This is a genomic window from Microbacterium sp. Leaf179 (assembly GCF_001423785.1).
Lineage (GTDB): Bacteria > Actinomycetota > Actinomycetes > Actinomycetales > Microbacteriaceae > Microbacterium.
Genome location: NZ_LMPH01000006.1, coordinates 73940 through 89808 on the forward strand (window position 1 = coordinate 73940; position 15869 = coordinate 89808).

The 15869-nt window shown below is 71.3% G+C and carries 14 protein-coding genes; 8 read left to right on the top strand and 6 right to left on the bottom strand.

Annotated features, from left to right (window positions below):
• Positions 1–165 precede the first annotated feature (165 nt).
• From ASF96_RS15745 to ASF96_RS15755, 3 genes are all read right to left on the bottom strand, one after another.
• Positions 166–1170, bottom strand: coding sequence for a sugar phosphate isomerase/epimerase family protein (locus tag ASF96_RS15745; RefSeq protein WP_055940812.1), 1005 nt, complete (start codon positions 1168–1170; stop codon positions 166–168).
• Between the two features lie 21 nt (positions 1171–1191).
• Positions 1192–2403 carry a Gfo/Idh/MocA family protein gene (locus ASF96_RS15750; protein WP_235560633.1) on the bottom strand — a complete coding sequence of 404 codons (1212 nt, stop codon included), beginning with the start codon at positions 2401–2403 and terminating at the stop codon, positions 1192–1194.
• A 76-nt stretch (positions 2404–2479) separates the two neighbouring features.
• Complete coding sequence (locus tag ASF96_RS15755) at positions 2480–3529, bottom strand: substrate-binding domain-containing protein (protein WP_055940815.1); 1050 nt, start codon at positions 3527–3529, stop codon at positions 2480–2482.
• Positions 3530–3831: 302 nt separating this feature from the next.
• On the opposite strand from ASF96_RS15755, the gene ASF96_RS15760 reads away from it, so the two are divergent.
• The 3 genes from ASF96_RS15760 to ASF96_RS15770 all read left to right on the top strand — a co-directional run bounded on the left by ASF96_RS15760 (position 3832) and on the right by ASF96_RS15770 (position 7636).
• Positions 3832–5307, top strand: a complete 1476-nt coding sequence (locus ASF96_RS15760; protein ID WP_055832879.1) for a sugar ABC transporter ATP-binding protein — start codon at positions 3832–3834, stop codon at positions 5305–5307.
• Positions 5304–6353, top strand: a complete 1050-nt coding sequence (locus ASF96_RS15765; RefSeq protein ID WP_055832880.1) for an ABC transporter permease — start codon at positions 5304–5306, stop codon at positions 6351–6353. The genes ASF96_RS15760 and ASF96_RS15765 overlap by 4 nt, the downstream gene beginning before the upstream one ends.
• Before the next feature lie 101 nt (positions 6354–6454).
• Positions 6455–7636 carry an ROK family transcriptional regulator gene (locus ASF96_RS15770; RefSeq protein WP_055832881.1) on the top strand — a complete coding sequence of 394 codons (1182 nt, stop codon included), beginning with the start codon at positions 6455–6457 and terminating at the stop codon, positions 7634–7636.
• Between the two features lie 68 nt (positions 7637–7704).
• Here the strand turns inward: ASF96_RS15770 and ASF96_RS15775 are convergent, their stop codons facing one another.
• Entirely contained in the window at positions 7705–8613 is a 909-nt protein-coding gene (locus tag ASF96_RS15775; RefSeq protein WP_055940819.1) for a LysR family transcriptional regulator, read from the bottom strand.
• A 71-nt stretch (positions 8614–8684) separates the two neighbouring features.
• On the opposite strand from ASF96_RS15775, the gene ASF96_RS15780 reads away from it, so the two are divergent.
• From ASF96_RS15780 to ASF96_RS15800, 5 genes are all read left to right on the top strand, one after another.
• On the top strand, positions 8685–9635 hold the full coding sequence (locus ASF96_RS15780) for a DMT family transporter (RefSeq protein ID WP_055940823.1): 951 nt from the start codon (positions 8685–8687) through the stop codon (positions 9633–9635).
• Between the two features lie 9 nt (positions 9636–9644).
• On the top strand, positions 9645–10694 hold the full coding sequence (locus tag ASF96_RS15785) for a lipoate--protein ligase family protein (RefSeq protein ID WP_055940825.1): 1050 nt from the start codon (positions 9645–9647) through the stop codon (positions 10692–10694).
• Positions 10691–11650, top strand: coding sequence for a DNA-methyltransferase (locus tag ASF96_RS15790; RefSeq protein WP_055940828.1), 960 nt, complete (start codon positions 10691–10693; stop codon positions 11648–11650). The genes ASF96_RS15785 and ASF96_RS15790 overlap by 4 nt, the downstream gene beginning before the upstream one ends.
• Positions 11651–11887: 237 nt before the next feature.
• Positions 11888–12196: a DUF2470 domain-containing protein gene (locus tag ASF96_RS15795; protein ID WP_055940832.1), complete on the top strand. Its 309-nt coding sequence runs from the start codon at positions 11888–11890 to the stop codon at positions 12194–12196.
• Between the two features lie 49 nt (positions 12197–12245).
• A complete protein-coding gene (locus tag ASF96_RS15800; RefSeq protein ID WP_055940834.1) occupies positions 12246–12899 on the top strand; it encodes a biliverdin-producing heme oxygenase in 654 nt (217 codons plus the stop codon).
• Here the strand turns inward: ASF96_RS15800 and ASF96_RS15805 are convergent.
• The gene (locus ASF96_RS15805) at positions 12887–13888 is read right to left on the bottom strand and encodes a WxL protein peptidoglycan domain-containing protein (RefSeq protein ID WP_055940837.1); all 1002 of its coding nucleotides are present in this window, start codon (positions 13886–13888) and stop codon (positions 12887–12889) included. The two genes, ASF96_RS15800 and ASF96_RS15805, sit on opposite strands and share 13 nt — an antisense overlap.
• 62 nt (positions 13889–13950) lie before the next feature.
• Complete coding sequence (locus tag ASF96_RS15810; RefSeq protein ID WP_055940839.1) at positions 13951–15774, bottom strand: hypothetical protein; 1824 nt, start codon at positions 15772–15774, stop codon at positions 13951–13953.
• Positions 15775–15869 lie beyond the last annotated feature (95 nt).

Here is a 15869-nt window from a genome sequence, read left to right on the forward strand (position 1 = left end):
GATGCCGAGATCACACGGCGTCGGCGAGATCACCCGTCGTGTCGTGGTGTCTCGACGACGGTGCGTGATCTCGCGCGGCGGGAAGGGGCCCGGGAACGACGGTGGGGCCGGACGCCCCCCGCGCCCGGCCCCACGCCCCCCTGCTCCCGAATGCCCCCTCGGGTCTCAGCGCTGGCTGAACGCCGCGTCGAATGCCTCACCCGACGGTTCGTACGACGACAGTCGTCGCACGAATCCGAGCGCTTCGGGTGCGCCGACCAGCCGGTCCATGCCGGCGTCCTCCCACTCGACCGACAGCGGTCCGTCGTAGCCGATCGCGTTCAGCATGCGGAACGCGTCTTCCCACGGCACGTCGCCGTGACCGGTCGAGATGAAGTCCCACCCGCGCCGCGGATCGGCCCACGGCAGGTGCGACGACAGCCGGCCGTTCCGGCCGTTGGTCAGACGCTTCTTCGTGTCCTTGCAGTGCACGTGGATGATCTTGTCCTGGAAGTCCCACAGGAACGCGACCGGGTCGATGTCCTGCCACACCATGTGCGAGGGGTCCCAGTTCAGGCCGAATGCCTCGCGGTGGCCGATGGCCTCGAGCGCCCGCTTCGTCGTCCAGTAGTCGTATGCGATCTCGGACGGATGCACCTCGTGGGCGAAGCGCACGCCCACCTCGTCGAACACGTCGAGGATGGGGTTCCACCGGTCGGCGAAGTCCCGGTACCCGGCCTCGACCATCTCCTCGGTGGCCGGCGGGAACATCGCGACGTACTTCCAGATGCTCGACCCGGTGAAGCCGGTGACGGTCTTCACCCCCAGCTTGGATGCCAGGCGCGCGGTGTTCTTCAGCTCCTCGGCGGCGCGCTGACGCACGCCCTCGGGGTCGCCGTCGCCCCAGACGCGGTCCGACACGATGTCGCGGTGGCGCTGGTCGATGGGGTCGTCGCACACGACCTGGCCCTTGAGGTGGTTCGAGATCGTCCAGACCTTCAGGCCGTTGCGCTCGAGCACGTCGAGCTTGCCCTGCACGTAGGCGTCGTCGTCCCACCGCCACGGGTCGAGGTGGTCGCCCCAGCAGGCGATCTCGAGGCCGTCGTACCCCCACTCGCCGGCGAGGCGGGCCACCTCCTCGAAGGGCAGATCGGCCCACTGGCCGGTGAAGAGCGTGATCGGTCGCGTCATCGCGTCAGTCCTCTCGTCGATTCAGGATGCCGCGAACGCGCGGCTGTCGGAGGCGGGGGCGCTCGCCCGGTCCACGCCGGTCCAGACGCCGTCGGCGCCGGAGCTCTGCGCGACGGCGTCGAGCACCCGCTGCACGTGCAGGCCGTCGGCGAAGGAGGGGCGGGGATCGCGGCCGTCGGCGACGGCTTCGACGAAGTCCTTCGCCTGGTGCGTGAACCCGTGCTCGTACCCGAGCATGTGACCGGTCGGCCACCACGCCCCCATATAGGGGTGCTCGGGTTCGGTGACGAGGATGCGGCGGAAGCCCTGTTCGGAGGCCGGCAGGGTGGCGTCGTAGAACTGCAGCTCGTTGGGGCTCTCGAGGTCGAACGAGAGCGCGCCGTCGCTGCCCGAGATCTCGACGCGCAGGGCGTTCTTGCGGCCGAGGCGGAAGCGCGACGCCTCGAACGAGGCGAGGGCGCCGTTCTCGAGACGCCCGGTGAACAGGGCGAGGTCGTCGACGGTGACGGGTCCGCGGTCCGCGCCCGCGGTGCCCGACAGTCCCGACGACGCGGCGAGCACCGGGCGCTCAGAGACGATCGTCTCGAGGACTCCCGCCACGCGGGTGAGGTGCTGACCGGTGATGTACTCGGTGAGGTCGACGGCGTGGGCGCCGATGTCGCCCAGGGCGCCGGAGCCGGCCCGGTCCTTCTGCAGGCGCCAGGTGAGCGGCGCGTCGGCGTCGCTGAGCCAGTCCTGCAGGTACTCGGCCCGCACCTGGCGGATCGCGCCCAAGCGACCCGCGGCGACGAGGTCGCGCGCGAAGGTGGTGGCCGGCAGGCGTCGGTAGGTGAACCCCACCATCGAACGGATGCCGCGGGTGGCGGCGTCGTCGGCGGCCGCGGCCATGCGGCGGGCTTCGTCGACGGTGTTGGCGAGGGGCTTCTCGCACAGAACGTGCTTTCCGGCAGTCAGAGCGGCGAGGGCGATCTCGGCGTGGGAGTCGCCCGGGGTGACGATGTCGACGACGTCGATGTCGGGGCGTTCGACGATCTCGCGCCAGTCGGTGGAGCTCTCGTTCCAGCCCCAGGTGTCGGCGGCATCCCGGGTGCGTGCGGCGTCGCGACCGACGAGCACGCTCATCTCGGGGGCGAGGGGGAGGTCGAAGAAGCGGGGGGCCACGCGCCACCCTTGGGAGTGCGCGGCACCCATGAATCCGGCGCCGATCATGGCGATGCGGAGGGGCGAGGTCATGATCGCGGCCTTTCGATGGGGGAAGGGGAGGGGGCGCCCGCGTCGATCGCAGACGCCCCCGTGGTGGTTCGATCGATCAGGACTCGAACGACAGGTCGATGTACGAGTCCACGTTGTCCTTCGTCACCACCGGCGCGTCGAGCACGATGCGGTTGGGGACGCTCGGCGTGATCAGGTCGCCGGCGGTCTTGCCCTGCGCGATCAGGCGGGCCAGGGCGATGCCGTCGGCCGCCTGGGTCGACGGGTAGATCACCGTCGCCTGCAGCGGGGTGTCCCCGGCCTGGATGGCCTCCATGGCGTTGCGGCTGCCCGCGCCGCCGACCATGAAGAACTCGTCGCGACCGGCCGCCGTGATGGCGGCGAGGACGCCGATGCCCTGGTCGTCGTCGTGGTTCCAGATGGCGTCGATCTTCGGGTTGGCCGACAGCAGCTGCGAGGTCGAGGCCTCGCCACCGGCCACCGTGAAGTCGGCCGCGACGCGCGGGCCGACGTCGAGACCGCAGTCCGCCAGGGCGTCCTTGAACCCGGCCGAGCGGTCCTGCGTGAGCGGCAGCGAGTCGATGCCGGCGATCTCGGCGACGACGGCGTCGCTCTGGCCGCTCAGCTGCTCGCAGATGTAGGTGCCGGCGCTGACGCCCATGCCGTAGTTGTCGCCGAGCACGGTCGAGCGGGCGGCGAAGGGGCTCGAGAACTCCCGGTCGACGTTGACGACCGGGATACCGGCCTCCATCGCGCGGGTGGCGACCTCGGTGAGGGCGGCTCCGTCGCTCGGCAGGAGCACGATGGCATCCACCTTGTTGTTGATGAAGGTCTCGACCGCGGCGATCTGCGCGTTCACGTCGTTGGTGCCCTCGGCGACCTGCAGGTCGACGTCGGGGAAGCTCTCGGCGGCGGCGAGCGCACCGGAGTTGATGGCGCCGAGCCAGCCGTGGTCGGCGGCGGGGCCCGAGAAGCCGATGGTGACGGTGTCACCGCTGGCGGCGTTCTCTTCGGTGGTGGTGCCCTGGTCGACGACGTTCTGGTTGTCGCCGCTCGAACCGGTGCAGCCGGCCAGCAGCCCGATGGCCGCCACGAAGGCGGTTCCCGTCAGGACGAGGCGGGAGCGCGAAGTCAGCTGTGAGCGCATGTCTTTCCTCCTTGAATGTGATGCGGCAGGTGCCAATGCGGCCCCGATCCGAGGAGGAGTCCACTTTGACGGGGCTCACGCTAGCAGAATGGTTCTTCGAATAGTCAACTTTTGTTTGAGCCTCGTCAAAAGCGAAATGCGCGGGCCGAGCACCGCAATACCGGGGCCATACGGTTCATCAGCCCGGCGGATGTGCTGCCGTCGGCGCGGATCGAACGCCTCTCGCGTCCGGCGTGCGACCGTGTTATGTTCGCCGCGTGATCAAAGTTGACCATGAACAGTCATTACTCGTCGCCCGGGGCGTGACCAAGTCGTTCGGGGGCGTCCAGGCCCTGCGCGGCGTCGATCTCGACATCGTCCCCGGCGAGGTGCACTGCGTGCTGGGGCAGAACGGCGCCGGCAAGTCGACGCTGATCAAGACGCTCGCCGGCGTGCACCGTCCCGACGGGGGAGAACTCGTGTGGCGAGGCGAGACCGTCGAGATCGCCGACCCCGACGCGGCCATCGAGTTGGGCATCGCCACGATGTACCAGGAACTCGACGTCGTCGACGGGCTCACCATCGCCGAGAACGTCTTCCTCGGGCACGAGCTCTCGCGCGGCGGTTTCACCCATCGCTCCGAGGCCGCCCGGCGCACCACCGAACTGCTGAGGCGCCTGGGGCACGCGAACCTGTCGCCGCACACCGAGGTGGGAAGCCTCAGTGCCGCGAACAAGCAGATCGTGAGCATGGCGCGGGCGCTGTCGCACGACATTCGGCTCATCATCATGGACGAGCCCTCGGCCGTCCTCGACACCGAAGAGGTGAAGAACCTGTTCGCGGTCGTGCGCGAGCTCACCGCGGAGGGGATCGCCGTGGTCTACATCACGCACCGGCTCGAGGAGATCCGCGAGATCGGCGACCGCATCACGGTCCTGAAGGACGGACGCACCACGGCCGTGGGTCTCGCGGCCGCCGACACCCCCACCGCCGAACTCATCCGCCTGATGACGGGGCGCGACATCGCCAACGTCTTCCCCGAGCGGGCGCCCATCGAACCCGACGCCCCCGTCGTGCTGGACGTCCAGGGACTCGCTCTGGCCGGGGTCTTCTCCGACGTGTCGTTCTCGGTGCGCGCGGGCGAGGTCGTGGGTCTCGCCGGCCTCGTGGGCTCGGGGCGCTCCGAGATCCTCGAGACGGTCTACGGGGCGCGCAAGTCCTCGGCCGGACGCGTGGCCGTGCGCGATGCGGTGCTGCCCCGCGGATCGGTGCGCGCCGCGGTCGGTGCGGGCATGGGCCTGTCCCCCGAGGAGCGCAAGAGCCAGGGGCTCGTGCTCGACGAGCCGATCTTCGTCAACATCGCGCTCGCTTCGATGAAGCGGTTCGCGAAGGGCGGGTTCCTCGACGACCGCTCCGCCCGCCGCGTGGCGCGCGAGCAGATCGACGCCTTCGAACTGCGTCCCGCCGACCCCGATCGCCCCGCCCGCACCCTGTCGGGCGGCAACCAGCAGAAGATCCTGCTCGCGCGGTGGCTCGTGCACGGCACGACCGTGCTGCTGCTCGACGAGCCCACCCGCGGTGTCGACGTCGGTGCCCGCGCCGAGATCTACACGCTCATCCGCGACCTCGCCGCCGCCGGCAACGCGGTCGTCATCGTCTCGAGCGAGATCGAGGAGGTGCTCGGCCTCGCCGACACCGTGCTCGTCGTCGCCGACGGTCGGATCCTCGACACCCTCCCCTCCCACCAGATCGACGAGCACGGCGTGCTCGACCTCGTCATGAAAGGATCCGCCGCGTGAGCGAGCCGACCACCCCGACCCGTGCACGCACGGTCCCCGCCGAAGCGGGACTCTCCCCGTCGGCCACCTCGACCCCGGCCTGGCGGCGCGTCCTGTCCGGTTCCGCCGGGCGCAACATCGGACTCGTCATCGCGCTGCTGGTGATGTTCGTCGTCGGAGCGATCACCGCGCCGGGCACGTTCCTCACCGTCGACAACGTCTTCGTGATCCTGCGTCAGGCCTCGATCACCGGGGTGATCGCGGTGGCGATGACCCTCGTGATCATCGCCGGGGGCATCGACCTCTCGGTCGGCTCGGTCACCGGGCTGGCCTCGGTGGTCGGCACCCTCGCCGTCGTGCAGGACCTCGCCGACTCGATGCACTGGATCGTCTTCGTGCTCTTCGCGCTCGCGGTGGGTGCGGTGGCGGGCCTCATCAACGGCATCGTCATCGCCTACGGGAACGTGGTCGCCTTCATGGCCACCCTGGCCATGCTCGTCGGCGCCCGCGGGTTGGCCGAGATCCTCGCCGAGCGGCGCACCCTCGTGGTGCAGGACCGCGGGTTCATCACCTTCATGAACGCCGACATCCTCGGGGTGAACATGCTCATCTGGATCTTCGCGATCGTCGCCGTGCTCGGGTGGGTGCTGCTCAACCGCACGACGTTCGGGCGTCGCACCGTCGCCATCGGCGGCAACCGCGAGGCCGCGCGACTGGCCGGCATCGACGTGCGGCGTCACGTCATGTGGCTCTACGTGCTCGTCGGGCTCGCGTCGGGCATCGCCGGCGTCATGTTCCTGGGCCGGACGACCGCGGGCAGCTCGACCAACGGGCAGCTGCTCGAACTCGACGTCATCGCCGCGGTCGTGGTCGGCGGCACCCTGCTCGTGGGCGGTCGTGGAACGATCACCGGCACGGTGTTCGGGGTGCTGATCTTCGCGACGCTGACCAACGTGTTCATCCAGAACAATCTGTCGTCGTCGGTCCAGGCCGTCGCGAAAGGTGTCATCATCGTCGTCGCAGTCCTTCTGCAGCAGCGCTTCTCCCGCCCGCCGGGCCGGGGCTGAGGCGCGACTCCTGCCGACGGTGACTGCGCTTTCCGTGCAGTCGCCGTCGGCTCGCGGATCGTGTCGATAGCAAGTGATGGTGTACTGAGGGCGTGAAGCGGATGAGCACAGATGCGGTGCAGACGGCCAACGGTGCCGGTCAGCTCTTCCAGTTGCTGCGTGATGGGATCCCGCGCACCCGGGCCGAGTTGGCGAAGACCACGGGTCTCGCGCGATCCACCGTCGCCGTCCGCGTCGACGAGCTCATGCGCATGGGACTGATCACCCCCGTGGCCGATGCCGTGTCGACGGGCGGGCGCCCGCCGTCGCAGTTCGCGATCAACCCGGCCGCCAAGGTCGTCGTCGCCGCCGACCTCGGCGCCTCGCACGCGACCGTCGCGATCGTCGATCTCGCCGGCACCGTGCTCGCCGAGACGAGCGCGTCGCTCGACATCGCCCTCGGGCCCGAGCCCGTGCTGACGTGGCTCGTCGACGGAGCGCGCGAACTGCTCGCCTCGGTGGAACGCACCGTCGACGACGTGGCCGCGATGGGCATCGGCGTTCCCGGGCCCGTCGAGCACTCGACCGGTCAGCCGGTGAACCCGCCGATCATGCCCGGATGGGACCACTTCGACATCCCCGCGTGGATCTTCGAGCACATGCCGGTTCCCGTGCTCGTCGACAACGACGTGAACATCATGGCGCTCGGCGAGCGCGGGCTCGCCTGGCCGGGGGTCGACCACCTCATGTTCGTCAAGATCGCCACCGGTATCGGCACCGGCATCATCTCCGACGGCCGCCTGCAGCGCGGCGCGCAGGGCATCGCCGGCGACATCGGGCACGTGCAGGTCGCGCGCGGCGCCGACATCCCGTGCCAGTGCGGCAATCGCGGATGCCTCGAGGCCCTGGCATCCGGTCCCGCCATCGCCCGCGCTCTGCGCGCGCAGGGCATCGAGGCGCACACGGGCTCCGACGTGGTCGACCTCGTCAAGCGCGGCAACATCGACGCGATCCAGGCGGTGCGCCAGGCCGGCCGCGACATCGGCGAGGTGCTCACGACCTGCGTCAGCCTGATGAACCCCTCGGTCATCGCCGTCGGCGGGTCGATGGCGCGCGTGGGCGAGCACCTCATCGCGGGGGTGCGCGAAGTGGTCTACTCGCGTTCGACGCCGCTGGCGACGGAGTACCTCTCGATCGTGCAGTCGGTCGCCGCCGAGCACGCCGGTGTGCGGGGGGCGAGCATGCTGGCCATCGAGCACGCCCTCTCGCCCGAGTCGTTCACCGCCGCGTTCCTTCCCGCCTGAGGCGGGCCCGACAGCGGACGACGGGTGCCGCCGAACTCGTCGCGCGGCTTCCACCGTCGCGCGGCGCCTCAGCCCGCGGCGGCCGTCGCCCGTTCCGCCACCGTGCGCAGTGCACGCAGCACGTGCCGCACCGCGGCGTACGCCAGGGCGTCGGGGCGGGCGAGGACGTCGACGTGTCGCACGAGCTCGAGGTCGGCGAGGGGGCGCAGCACGAGCCCGTCGACGGCGAGGGGGAGCGCGGTCGTGCGGGGGAGCACCGCGATCGCCGCGCCCGTGCGCACCACCTCGGCCGTCACCGAGAACTCGTTGATGCGATGGGCGATGCGCAGCGGCCGACCGACGTGCGCCGCGAGGTGGTCGAGCACCCCGGCGAGCGGGAACCCCGGGTGCACCGACACCCACGTCTCCTCGACCAGATCGACCGCGCGCAGGCGATCGCGCGCGGCGAGGGGATGCGCCTCGGGCAGCGCGATGTCGAGGGGCTCGGCGAGCAGCGCCGTGGCGATGACGCGGTCGCGCGGCCAGGGCGCATCGTGGGCGAGGCGGTGCGCGATGACGAGGTCGTGGTCGGCGGTGAGGCCCGGGAAGTCGCGGTGCGCGACGTCGGCGTCGGCCAGCTGCAGGGGCGGGGTGCCGTCGAGCTCGCGCAGCAGCGGACCGAACAGGGCCAGCCCCGCACTGTGGAAGGCCGAGACCCGCACCGGGCGATCCGCGGCGTCGAGGAATGCTCCGACCGCCTCGCGCGCGGCCGTGAGCGCCTCATCGACCCGGGTACCCGCGGCGGCGAGGGCCTCGCCCGCGGGGGTGAGGGTGAGCACGCGCCCCCGGCGCACCGTCAGCGGCACCGGGGTGTGGGCCTGCAGGGTCGCGAGCTGCTGCGACACCGCCGAGGCCGAGATGTGCAGGGCGGCGGCGACCGCGGCCACGCTGCCCCGATCGCCGAGTTCGCGTAGCAGGCGCAGGTGAGCGGCATCCATAAGTCACAACTTAGGTGACGGTGAAGACACTGGCCGTTGTTCTTCCGAGTGGGCGCGACGACGCTGGAGACATGACCCGCCGCCCCGCCGAGATCGTCGTCGACGTGTTGCTGCTCGCCGTGGCGGCGGTGTGGGGGGCCAGCTTCCTCTCGGCCAAAGCGCTCACCGACGAGGTGGGCGTCGCCCCCGCCGTGGCGCTGCGCTTCGTCGTGGCCGCGGTGGCGCTGGGGGCGATCTGCCTCGCGCGGCGCGAGCGGATGCCGCGGGGTCGGGGCCTCGCCGTCGCCGCCCTGCTCGGCTGCTCGCAGGCGGCGGTCATCGGCCTCGAGACCGCGGGCGTGCACCTCACCTCGGCGACCAACGCGGGCGTGCTCATCAGCCTGGCCCTCGTCTTCACCCCCGTGCTCGAGAGCCTCGCGGCGAGATCGTGGCTGCCGCGGTCGTACTTCGTCGCGGCGGTGGCCGCGGTGGTGGGGGTGGCGCTGCTCGTATCGGGGGGAGGCCTGCGCGCCCCGACGATCGGCGACGCCCTCGTGATCGCGGCCGCCGTCGTGCGGGCGGTGCACGTCACCGCCAGCGCGCGCCTCACCCGCGGACGCTCCGACAGCTCCCTCGCCGTGGTGTTCGTGCAACTCGTCGTGTGCGCCGCGACCTCGTCGGCGGTGGCCGGCGCCGACCTGCCGCCGGCGGTCGGACGGCTCACGGCATCCGGATGGGCCCACGTGCTGTTCCTCGGCCTGATGTGCTCGGTGTTCGCCTTCGTCGTGCAGCTGTGGGCCGTGCGCCGCACCTCGGCGACGCGCGCGAGCATCCTCATGGGCACCGAGCCGGTGTGGGCGCTGGCGGTGGGGGTGGCGATCGGGGGAGAGGCTGTGGGGTTCCCCGGCCTCGCGGGCGCCGCGCTGGTGATCGCCGCGTCCTACGCGGGTCAGGCCATCGAGCGCCGACACCGCCGTGCGCTCGCCGAGCGGGAGCCCCGGGCGATGGACGGCCCCGTGCTCGTCGCGCCGCCGTCGCCGTAGGCTGAGAGCATGCACGGCGAGTACAAGGTCCCCGGCGGGAAGCTGGTCGTCGTCGACCTCGAGGAGCGCGAGGGCCGCATCCACGGCTTCCACCTCGCGGGCGACTTCTTCCTCGAGCCCGACGACGCCCTCGACGACATCGACGCGGCCGTCACCGGTCTGCCGGTGGAGTCCGACGTCCCCACGATCGCGGCGGCCATTCGCGCCGCGCTGCCCGAGGGGGCGCAGCTGCTCGGCTTCACCCCCGAGTCGGTCGCCACGGCCATCCGCCGCGCCCTCGTCACCGCCCCCGGCTGGGCCGACTTCGAGTGGGAGGTCGTGCACGACGCCCCCGTCTCGCCGCGCATGAACCTCGCCCTCGACGAGGTGCTCACCACCCGGGTGGGCGCGGGCCTGCGCAAGCCCACGCTGCGCCTGTGGGAGTGGAACGAGAGCGCCGTCGTCATCGGCTCGTTCCAGTCGCTGCGCAACGAGGTCGATCCCGCCGGCGCCGAGAAGCACGGCTTCGACGTCGTGCGTCGCATCTCGGGCGGCGGCGCCATGCTGATGGCCGCGAACTCGATCGTCACGTACTCGCTGTACGTGCCGGCCTCCCTCGTCGCGGGCATGACCTTCGCCGACTCGTACGCGTTCCTCGACGACTGGGTGCTGCAGGCGCTGCGCTCGCTGGGCATCGACGCGGTGTACCAGCCGCTCAACGACATCGCCGGCCCCCACGGCAAGATCGGCGGGGCCGCGCAGAAGCGCCTCGCCAACGGCGGGGTGCTGCACCACGCGACCCTGAGCTACGACATGGACGGCCAGGTGCTCACCGAGGTGCTGCGTATCGGCCGCGAGAAGCTCAGCGACAAGGGCACGGTCTCGGCCGCCAAGCGCGTCGATCCGCTGCGCAGCCAGACGGGCCTGCCGCGCGACGAGGTCATCGAGCGTTTCATCCAGACGTTCACGACCCTCTACGGCGCGACCCCCGGTCACATCACCGACGAGGAGTACGCCGAGGCCGAGGCGCTCGTGCAGTCGAAGTTCGCCACCGACGCGTGGCTGCAGCGCGTCCCGTGAGCGCCCCGATCCCCACCGACGCCCCCGAGCCGGGCGGCGTCGAGATCCACCACGCCGACAACCTGGCCGTCACCCCGGGCTACCCCGACGGCTCCTTCGCCCTCGTCTACCTCGACCCGCCCTTCAACACCGGGCGCACGCGCTCCAAAGCGGTCGAGTCGGCGACGCGCAAGGCCCCGGTCGACGAGACCCCGGATGCCGAGAAGCCCGAGGCGACGGCATCGGTCGACGACCCGAACATGCTCGTGTTCCCCGAAGAGGAGCCGCCGCCGCCCCCCGTGGTGCAGCGCGGCTTCCACGGGCGCGAGTACGCGCGGTTGCGCGGTGACCTGCGCACCTACGACGACCGGTTCGACGACTACTGGGGCTTCCTCGAACCCCGGTTGGTGGAGGCCTGGCGCCTGCTGGCCGACGACGGCACGCTGTACCTGCACCTCGACTACCGCGAGGTGCATTACGCAAAGGTCATGTGCGACGCGCTGTTCGGGCGCGACAAGTTCCTCAACGAGTTGATCTGGGCCTACGACTACGGGGCGAAGACCAAGCGCCGCTGGCCCACGAAGCACGAGACGATCCTGGTCTACGTGAAGAACCCGCAGCGGTACTTCTTCGACTCCGACGCCGTCGACCGCGAGCCGTACATGGCCCCCGGGCTGGTGACGGCCGAGAAGGCCGCCCGCGGCAAGATGCCCACCGACGTCTGGTGGCACACGATCGTGCCGACGACGGGACGCGAGAAGACCGGCTACCCGACGCAGAAGCCCGAGGGGGTCCTGCGCCGCATGGTGCAGGCGTCGAGCCGCCCCGGCGACCGCGTGCTCGACATGTTCGCCGGCAGCGGCACCCTCGGCGCCGTCGCCGCCCCCCTCGGGCGCGACGCGGTGCTCATCGACGACAACGCCGACGCGGTGGCCGTGATGCGAAAGCGTCTGCCCCACGCCTCCGTGCGCGACTGAGGCGCGAGGGCGCCGACGGCGCCGCCCGTGGGGAGCGTTCTCGCCTGTCGTTCGCGGTGAGGTGTGCTGCGGAAGCGGGGCGTGTTTCGTGCACTGGGGCGTTTGGTGACCGCCCCGGCGCACGTTTTGCGCCCCGATGTCTGGGAGCGAGACCTGCAGTCGTGGAATGTCGACCCGCCGGAGGCGGGGACGACGCGACGTTCTGCGTGCGGGAGGGTGCCAAGTTAGGCTTGCCTAATGACGCACGAATTTGACCCCGACACCCGTCGCGCCGTCCTCGCGCACATGAACGCCGACCACCTCGACGACAACGTGTTGATCGTCCGCGCGTTCGGCCCGCACCCGGTGGTCTCGACCGCGGTCATGACCGGATTCGACGGCGACGGCGGCGACTGGGCGGTCACCACCGTCGAGGGGGCGACGTCGTCGGTGCGGATTCCGTGGCCGGCGGGGTCGATCACCGAGCGCCGGGAGGTGCGCCGCGAGGTGGTGGCCCTGTACGACGCGGCCTGCGCGCGACTGGGTCTGACGCCACGCCCCCACTGATCGGAAAATGGAGGTTAGGTGAACCTAACTTCCTGCGTATGATGGCCCCATGAGCGACCTCATCTCCTTCTCCACGGCTCTTCGTGAGCGCTCGCGCAGCGCCCACTCCACGAGTGAGCACGCCGGGTTCATGAACGACCTGATGAGCGGTGCCGGCACGCGGGAGGACTACGTCGCCCTCGTCGTGCAGCACTGGTTCATCTACGAGGCGCTCGAGGAGGCCACCGATCGCATGCGCCGCGACCCCGTGGCATCCGTGTTCCTCAGCGACAAGCTCACGCGCCTCCCCGCCCTCGAGGCCGACCTCGCGTTCCTGCTCGGGGCCGACTGGCGCGACCTCGTCACGCCGCTGCCCACCACCCAGGCCTACGTCTCGCGCATCCGCCGGGTCGCGGCGACCTGGCCCGGCGGCTTCGTCGCGCACCACTACACGCGCTACCTCGGCGACCTGTCGGGGGGCCAGTTCATCGGTCGTCTCATGCAGCGTCGCTTCGGGTTCGACACGAACGGGATCGGGTTCTACCTCTTCGGCGACATCGCCGACCCGGAGGCCTTCAAGAGCGTCTACCGCGAGCAGCTCGACGCCGCCCCCTGGGACGACGACGAGAAGGAGCGCGTCATCGCCGAGGTGCTCGTCGCCTACCGCTTCAACACCGAGCTGTTCGTCGACCTGGCGCGGGCCAAGGCCGCTCAGACCGCCTGAGCGTCCGCGGCGGGGCGACCCGCGTCGCGGCGGCGCATCGACCGTCGCACGACCAGGGCGATCGCGACGGCCGCACCCGCGACGAGGGCGATCAGGCCGTACAGGCTCCACGGCACGGCCGGGATCGCGAAGTCGGTGACCACCTCGCTCACGGCTCCGGCCCCGAGCCCGACGCCCGCGGGGGCGATCGTCAGCGTGCCGGTGATCCAGCCGAGCGAGAAGGCCGGCATCTCGCGCTCCATGTCGATCGTGGAGGCGGGGATGATCTCGGTCACCTGCGTCGGCGGGGTCGTCGTCGACAGCACCCCGGCCAGGCCCGAGGTGGTGACCATCTCGAGGCCCGTCAGTCGGGTGTTCCCGGTGTTCTCGAGCGAGTACCGCACGATCAGGCGGCCCGAATCGAAGGGGTTCCACGAGCCCTCGTAGCTCGCGGTCACGCCCGTCACCGCCGCGGCGGGGGTCAGCTCCCCGGCGACGCGCAGGTTGATGCGGGTGCCGAGGCGGCGGTCCACCGACAACGTGCTCGATGCGTCCTGGCTCGTCAGCGACGTGACGATCCCGGCGGCGTGGTCGCCGGGGCGTGCGTCTGCGGGCACGCTGATCGTGAACGCGACGTCGGCGGACTCGCCCGGTGCGAGCTGCAGGGCCGTCGGGGGCACGGCGACCCACGTGCCGGCACCGAGCGAGGGCGCCCCGTCGACGAGCACGTCGATCTCGCCGCTCGGCGCGGTGAACGCGTCGGCCGCGTAGACGGCCAGGGGCAGCGGCTCGGTGCCGGTGTTGACGACGACCATGGTGTCGGTCACGACCGCGCCGGGCTCGACGTCGTACGAGAAGTTGGCGCGTCCGGTGCCGTTGGCGTTGTCGGCGGTCTGCACGCTCCACGCCACACCGCCGTCGGCCGCCGCGGCGGGGAGCGGCAGGGTCGACAGTCCGAGGACGAGGGTGCCGGCGAGGGCGAGGACGCGAAGGGAGGGCGAGGCGGTCACGGTGTCTTCCGGGTCGATGGGAAAGGGGGCCCCGGCCGAAGCCGGGACCCCCGGGGAGTGTCTTACTGCAGGGCGGTGATGGTGAGCTTGCTGGTGTAGTCGCCCGCGGGGGTGGTGCCCGGGATGACCAGCGAGAGGTCGGCGCCCACGGTCGCGCTGACGGCAGAGGTCGACGAGGCCAGCACGCGCGAGGCGCCCAGGCCCGTGCCGCCCAGTCGCGTCGAGGTCACCTCGGCGCCACCGGCGACGCTGCTGCCCGCGGAGACCACCTTGGGTTTCCACCCCAGCAGTCCGCCCGAGAACGACCCGCCCGACGACGACGCGAAGTCGCCGACCTGGCCCGAGATGCTCCAGGTGTAGGGCGAGGAGCCCCCGGCGCGCGTGTCGGTCACGACGAGGTTGGTGAGCGATCCGGATGCCACGAAGTTCGCGCCGTCCTGCACGGCGGTGCCGAGGTTGGCGGGCGAGGTGCCCTCGAACGCCCAGCCGAAGGAACCGGTGGGGCTCTCGACCCACGCCGGAACCTCGACGATGACGTCGGACGACGAGGCGAAGGTGACGGGGGTGGCGGTCTCGAAGGGCGCGTACACGGCGCCGCTGCCGGCGTAGGTGTAGATGCCGAACGTGCCCGCGGCGAGGTTCTGCGCCTCGGTGGTCGTGAGCGCCAGGTCGACCGAGAAGGTGCCGTCGGCGTTCAGCTCGACGGCGCCGCCGTTCACGCCGCCGATGGTCGCCATGCTCGCGGCGGGCACGGCCCACTTCTGGGCGATCACCGAGCGCGCCGACGAGGCGGCTCCGGCCGAGGGCTTCCACGTGTCGGCGAACTTGCCGAAGACGACGTACGTGCCGCTGAACTGCCCGGCGAGCGGCGGGCGCGTGCCGTTGGTGGCGGTGCCCGAGGGCAGGAACCCGCTCCCGCTGACGGTGACGGTCTCGCCCTGCGCGAGGCCGGAGGTCTTCGACACGGTGACCGTGGGGGTCGCGGCGACCGGGGCTGCGGTGTAGGCGACCGAAAGGGCGCTGGCGGGCTTGCGCGCGTCGGCGGCGCCTCCCGAGGAGTACCAGTACGGTCCCTGGCCGGTCTTACCCTGGAAGTCGACGAACGACTGCGGGAACGCACCGGCGTTCGCACCACCGGTGACCTGGGCGACCGAGCCCTCGGGCACGGTGATCGTGCGGCCGAGGTAGTCGGGGGTGACGGTGAAGCCGGTGGGGGTCACGTCGACACCGGTGAGGGTGGCCACGACCACGTTCGTCGCCGGGGTCAGGGTCTCGAACTTGTCGGGGTCGTCCATCGAGGTGCCGTAGCCGCCGAGCGTGGCGGTGACGGTGCCGGTGCCGTCGGAGGCGACGGTGAGCTTCGGGTCGGTGATCCACGAACGGGTCATGCCCGAGTAGTAGGCCGACGTGAACGAGCCGGTCCACTGGATGACCGCCGTGTTGGCGTCGACGTCGACCGTGCCGGTTCCGCCGGTGATCTCGGCGACGTGTCCGGAGTTCAGGCCGTTGCCGGTCGTGATGGTCGTGCCGGCGGCATCCGTCCGCAGTCCCGCGAAGGTGGCGGCGGCGTAGCTTCCGTCGGACTGACGCTTCAGGATCGACGTGGTGCCGACGCTCTGCTTCCAGTTCGACGAGGTCACGCGGTCGGCCGCCGAGGTGGCCGTCACGATCCCGGCCGAGAGCAGGTTCACCGTGCCGGGGGCGAATGCGGCGGCGTTCGACTCGGCGTTGATGCCCCAGCGGAACACGGCGTCGTCGACGCTCGTCTCGGCGGCGTGCGCGGGGGCCGCGACGAGAGCGCCCCCCAGGGCGAGTGCGGTGGTGGCGAGGGTCGCTGCCGAGAGGCGTGCGAACCGGTGCCTGCGCGTGGAGGAGTCCACGGTCATTCCCTTCTCTGTCCCCGGTGCGGCCCGACGGCGTGCGTCGATGCACCCGAGGGTGGGTGCGAGAGGACAGGTTAGCCTTACCTAAGCAGAAGGCG